General features: G+C 70.9%; 6 protein-coding genes. 4 read left to right on the top strand and 2 right to left on the bottom strand.

The genetic code is table 11. The features are described from left to right. The coding region (locus B8460_RS16415) for a pyrroloquinoline quinone-dependent dehydrogenase (protein ID WP_052945273.1) at nt 1-1,547 on the bottom strand (1,547 nt) is incomplete at its 3' end. A 109-nt stretch (nt 1,548-1,656) separates the two neighbouring features. Continuing rightward, a complete protein-coding gene (locus B8460_RS16410) occupies nt 1,657-1,914 on the bottom strand; it encodes a hypothetical protein (protein WP_048862689.1) in 258 nt (85 codons plus the stop codon). A 132-nt stretch (nt 1,915-2,046) separates the two neighbouring features. On the opposite strand from B8460_RS16410, the gene B8460_RS16405 reads away from it, so the two are divergent. The 4 genes from B8460_RS16405 to B8460_RS16390 form a co-directional block, all read left to right on the top strand. Beyond that, on the top strand, nt 2,047-2,877 hold the full coding sequence (locus tag B8460_RS16405) for a heme ABC transporter permease (RefSeq protein ID WP_373855912.1): 831 nt from the start codon (nt 2,047-2,049) through the stop codon (nt 2,875-2,877). Beyond that, a complete protein-coding gene (locus tag B8460_RS16400; RefSeq protein ID WP_048862688.1) occupies nt 2,874-3,053 on the top strand; it encodes a hypothetical protein in 180 nt (59 codons plus the stop codon). Before B8460_RS16405 ends, B8460_RS16400 begins: the two co-directional genes overlap by 4 nt. Further along, nucleotides 3,050-3,568: a cytochrome c maturation protein CcmE gene (ccmE, locus tag B8460_RS16395; RefSeq protein ID WP_048862687.1), complete on the top strand. Its 519-nt coding sequence runs from the start codon at nt 3,050-3,052 to the stop codon at nt 3,566-3,568. Before B8460_RS16400 ends, ccmE begins: the two co-directional genes overlap by 4 nt. Nucleotides 3,569-3,631: 63 nt before the next feature. Then, nucleotides 3,632-5,106 (top strand): heme lyase CcmF/NrfE family subunit (locus tag B8460_RS16390; RefSeq protein ID WP_048862686.1); only part of this gene is annotated, 1,475 nt, incomplete at its 3' end.

The following is a 5,106-nucleotide window of genomic DNA, read 5'->3' as shown; positions in this document are numbered from 1 at the left end:
GCGCCGAACGTGAAGCGCGAGACGTTGCCGCTGGTCAGCGCCACATACTGCTTGTCGGCGATCTCATAGGTGACGATGCCGCCGGCCATCATGCCGGGGGTCGCCATGCTGTACAGGACCTTCCCGTCGCCGTTGTCGAGGACGAGGAACTTGCCCTTGGTGTCGCCGGCGAAGGTGATGCCGCCCGCGGTCGGCGTAATGCCGCTGATCACCGGCGCGTCGGCCTTGTATTGCCACCGGACCTTACCCGTCTCGGCATCGACGGAGGTGATCCAGCCATGCGCGTTGGCCGGCGCGTCCTGCACCGGATCGCCGCCGAAGAAGAACTGCCCGGCGACGTATTTCGGCTTGCCGCGTTTCATCGTCGCGCACCAGTCGACGGCGCCCACGACCAGCGCGTTGTTCTTCTGGTCATAGGCCGCGCCGTTCCATTCGACGCCGCCGAGCAGGCCGGGGCAGACATGCACGCCCTCGGCGTTCGGCACCGCGCTCTCGTTGGAGACGGTGGTCACGGGCGTCTTGAACAGCACCTCGTGCGTCTCGCGGTCGAGGCCGACCAGCATGCCGTCCTTGCCGCCGGCCGCCATCAGGTCACGCAGGTCGGGCGTGCGGTACAGCACCGGCACCGCCGCGAGATCGTGATCGACGCCGTCGTTCGCCTTCATCTGGTGATACCATTTCAGCTTGCCGGTGCGCGCGTCGAGCACCACCACGCTGTCGGTGTAGAGGTTGTCGCCCGGGCGGTACTGCGGGTCGAGATCGGGCGCCGGGTTGCCGACCGGGATCACCAGCTCGTTGCGCATCACGTCGAGGGCGAAACTCGTCCAGGTGCCGCCGCCGCCGGTCAGCGCCGTCTTGCTCACCTTCCACGTATCGGCGCCCGCCTCGCCCGGCGCCGGCACGAGGTTGAAGCGCCACAGCTCGCGCCCCGTCTGCGCGTCGAACGCCACCACGCGCCCGCGCACGCCCCAGTCGCTGCCGGCGGTGCCGGTGTAGACGACGCCGTTCCACGCGACCGGCGCGCCGGACAGGAACTCGCCGCGGCCGGGATCGCCCACCGTGTCCTGCCAGACCGTCTTGCCGGTCGCGGCGTCGATCGCCAGCAGCGCGCCGTCCCCGGTGCCGCGGAACAGCCGGCCGTTGTCATAGGCGACGCCGCGGTTCACCGACCACACGTCGTCATGCGACGAGCTATAGGTGTTGCGCCACTTCTCCTGACAGGTGCGCGGGTCGATCGCGACCGTATCGCGCGCGGTCGTGACGTACATGACGCCGTCGACGACGATCGGGCCGGTGTGGAACGAGCCGCCGTCCGACACCTTGATGCGGCACACCTCCTTGAGGTGGTCGACGTTCTTGGCGGTGATCTGGTTCAGCGGCGAATAGCGCTGCGCCTGATAGTCGTTGTTGTAGCCCGGCCAGTCGACGTTGTTGCCCGCCGTATCGGCGGCGTCGGCGGCGTGGGCCGGATGGGTGACGGCGAACGGAACGGCAGCCAGCGCGGTGCCCGCAAGCAGAACGCACAGGCGCGCGAGAGACGCGGCCATGATGTATCCCCCCAGACGTTGTTGTACGGCGCGCGGTACGCGCCGAGCGTCGCTTGTCGGACGCAGACGCGAGCATGCCGCGCCGAAGCCGGGGGCGCCAAATAGTTTTCTATGATGCGATCGCGTTGTTGCGATGCAACGTGGCGTCCGATGGTCCGTGGACGGCCCCGTCCGCCGCCGCGCCGCCTGGCACGAAGCGCGCGCGCAGCCGCGCGGCGCCCGACGTCGCGGCGTGGCCCGCCGTCCCGCCGGGAGCGCCGCCATCGGGCACGAAGACGAAGTCGAGCGTCGGGCCGGACGTGTCGGCGTGTTCCGCGTTGCCCCGTCCCGTTCCGCCCGTTCCCACGTCGCCCGCGCGCCCGGTCATCGTACGCCACCTCTTTGTTCCCGCCGCGTTCTAGGGCGTGTCATGAAAGGTTGGCAACACGGAGTGCAAACCGCGCTTTAATCCCATGTGCCCGTTTGCCCCTGCATCGGACGCGGGGTAGAGGATTGAGCCGTGGAGAACGTCAGCGCATTCGGTCCCTCAGAGCGCCCGACCCGGCAGACGCCGGCCGGACCCAAGCGGCGCGGCCCGAACCTGCACCGCTTTGCCAATCCCGGGCGGTTCCTTCGTCTGTCCGGCGCCATCCTGCCGTGGCTGACGGTGATCGGCATCGCGGTCACCGCCTTCGGCCTGACCTGGGGCCTGTTCTTCTCCCCGCCGGACTGGCAGCAGGGCGATACGGTCCGGATCATGTACGTGCATGTCCCGGCGGCATGGCTCGCCTCGGCCGGGTATTTCAGCCTCGCCGTGTGCGCCGTCCTGTCGCTGGTCTGGCGCCACCCGCTGGCCGACCTCGCGGCGCAGGAGATCGGGCCGGTCGGCGCCGTCTTCACCGCCATCTGCCTCGCCACCGGCAGCCTGTGGGGCAAGCCGATGTGGGGCGCGTGGTGGGTGTGGGACGCGCGGCTGACCTCGGTGCTGGTGCTGTTCTTCCTCTATCTCGGCCAGATCGCGCTGATCCGCGCCTTCGACGACCCGCAGCGCGGCTACCGCGCCGCCGCGATCCTGGCGCTGATCGGCTCGGTCAACCTGCCGATCATCAAGTTCAGCGTCGACTGGTGGAACACGCTGCACCAGCCGGCGAGCATCACGCTCACGGGGGCGCCCACCATCGCGCCGGCGATCCTGTGGCCGCTGCTGTACTCCGCGATCGGCTATACGCTGGTGTTCGCCGCGATCGTGCTCGCCCGGCTGCGCGCGGCGGTGATGGAACGCCGGGTGCGCACCCTGCTGCTGGCGCGGGCCGACCACGCGGCCTCCGGCGCGGGGGCGGTGGCGGCATGACGCATCTTCCCTATATCGCCGCTTCATATGCGATCGGCATCGTGCTGCCCTCGGGCTTCGGCATCGCCGCCTGGCTGCGCGCGTCGGCGGCGCGTCGGCGGCTGCTGGCGATCGACCCGCGGGCGCAGGCGCGCGAGGCCGCGCGTCGCGGTCGCGACGGGGGAGACGGCCCATGACCCGCAAGCGTCGCCGCCTGGTGCTGCTGCTCGCCTGCGGCATCGGCGTGGGGAGCGCCACCGCCATCGCGCTGACGGCGTTCTCCGACAACCTCGTGTTCTTCAAGGCGCCGTCCGACCTGACCCGCGACCCGCCGCCCCCCGGCCGCGTCTTCCGCCTCGGCGGGCTGGTGCAGGCCGGCAGCCTCGAGCGCACGACCGAGGGGCGGACGCCGATCGCCACCTTCCGCGTCACCGACGGCCGCGCCACCGTACGCGTGACCTATGCCGGCATCCTGCCCGACCTGTTCCGCGAGGGGCAGGGCACGGTCGCGCTCGGCACGCTGCAGCCCGACGGCACGTTCCGCGCGAGCGAGGTGCTGGCCAAGCACGACGAGACCTATATGCCGCGCGACGTCGCCGACGCGCTGAAGAAGTCGGGCCACTGGCACCCGAACGCCGGGCCGCCGCCGCCGGCGTCGAAATGGCCCACCGAAAGCGCGATCGAGGCGGCACGAACCAAGGCGGGCGGATGACGGCGGTTACGCATGGCGACGGGACGGATATGACGGCAGGGCGGGCATGACGGCAGATCGGGCATGACCGCCGAACTCGGACATTTCGCGCTGGCGCTCGCGGTGGCGATCGCAGGCGCACAGGCGGTGCTGTCGCTGCTGGGCGCGCAGCGCAACGATGCGCGGCTGATGGCGGCGGCGCCGGCGCTGGCGATCGGCCAGCTGATCGCCCTTGCGACCGCGTTCGGCATGCTGATCTGGTGCGCCGTCACCGACGATTTCTCGGTCCTCAACATCGCCGAGAACAGCAGCAGCGCGAAGCCGCTGCTGTACAAGATCACCGGCACCTGGGGGAATCACGAGGGCTCGGTGCTGCTCTGGTGCCTCATCCTCGCGCTGTGCAGCGGCGCGGTCGCGGCGTTCGGCCGACGGCTGCCCTCGGCGCTGCGGGCGCGGGTGATCGGCGTGCTCGGCATCGTCTCGGCCGGGTTCCTGCTGTTCGCCCTGACGGCGTCCAACCCCTTCACCCGCCTGTGGCCGCCGCCGGCCGACGGGCACGACATGAACCCGCTGCTGCAGGACCCCGGCCTCGCCTTCCATCCGCCGATCCTCTACGCGGGCTATGTCGGCTTCTCGATCCCCTTCGCCTTCGCCGTCGCGGCGCTGATCGAGGGGCGGGTCGATGCCGCCTGGGGGCGCTGGGTGCGGCCCTGGACCTTGCTGTCCTGGCTGATGCTGACCGGCGGCATCGCGCTCGGCTCGTGGTGGGCGTACTACGAACTCGGCTGGGGCGGCTTCTGGTTCTGGGACCCGGTGGAGAACGCGAGCCTGCTGCCCTGGCTGGTCGGCACCGCGCTGCTGCACTCGGCGATCGTGGTCGAAAAGCGCGAGGCGCTGAAGATCTGGACCATCCTGCTGGCGATCGGCGCCTTCTCGCTGTCGCTGTCGGGCACGTTCCTGGTCCGCTCCGGCATCCTGAACTCGGTGCACACCTTCGCCAACGACCCGGCGCGCGGCGTGTTCATCCTGATCCTGCTGGCGCTGATGATCGGCGGCTCGCTCGCCCTGTTCGCCTTCCGCGCCCCCGTCCTCGCCGCGACCGGCGTGTTCGCGCCGATCTCGCGCGAGGGCGCGCTGGTGCTGAACAACGTGCTGCTGTGCTCGATCGCGGCGGTGGTGCTGACCGGGACCACCTACCCGCTGTTCGCCGAACTGGTGTTCGGGGCGAAGATCAGCGTGGGGCCGCCCTTCTTCAATTCGACCGTCTTCCCGCTGTGCATCCCGCTGTTTGCGGCGATGGCGGTGGGGCCGGTGCTGTCGTGGAAGCGCGCGGCGCTCGGCCCGGCGCTGGTGCGGCTGTGGTGGGCGGCGATCGCGGCGGCGGCGGTCGGCATCGCCTCCGAGATCGGGCTGCGGCGCGCCCTGCCGGCGGCGGCCTTCGCCGCCTCCGCCTGGCTGATCCTCGGCAGCGTCGCAGAGATCGTGGAGCGCGTGCGCCTGTTCCGCCTGCCGCTGTCGCACAGCCTCGCCCGCGCGCGCGGGCTGCCGGCCGCCGTCTG

The organism is Acidisphaera rubrifaciens HS-AP3 (genome assembly GCF_000964365.1).
Taxonomy (GTDB): Bacteria; Pseudomonadota; Alphaproteobacteria; order Acetobacterales; family Acetobacteraceae; genus Acidisphaera; species Acidisphaera rubrifaciens.
This window is presented reverse-complemented; position numbering and strand designations above follow the sequence as displayed.

Bases quoted from the DNA above. Each gene is read 5' to 3' on its own strand.
- B8460_RS16410 (WP_048862689.1), bottom strand. From the start codon at position 1,914: ATGACCGGGCGCGCGGGCGACGTGGGAACGGGCGGAACGGGACGGGGC.
- B8460_RS16400 (WP_048862688.1), top strand. From the start codon at position 2,874: ATGACGCATCTTCCCTATATCGCCGCTTCATATGCGATCGGCATCGTG.
- ccmE (WP_048862687.1), top strand. From the start codon at position 3,050: ATGACCCGCAAGCGTCGCCGCCTGGTGCTGCTGCTCGCCTGCGGCATC.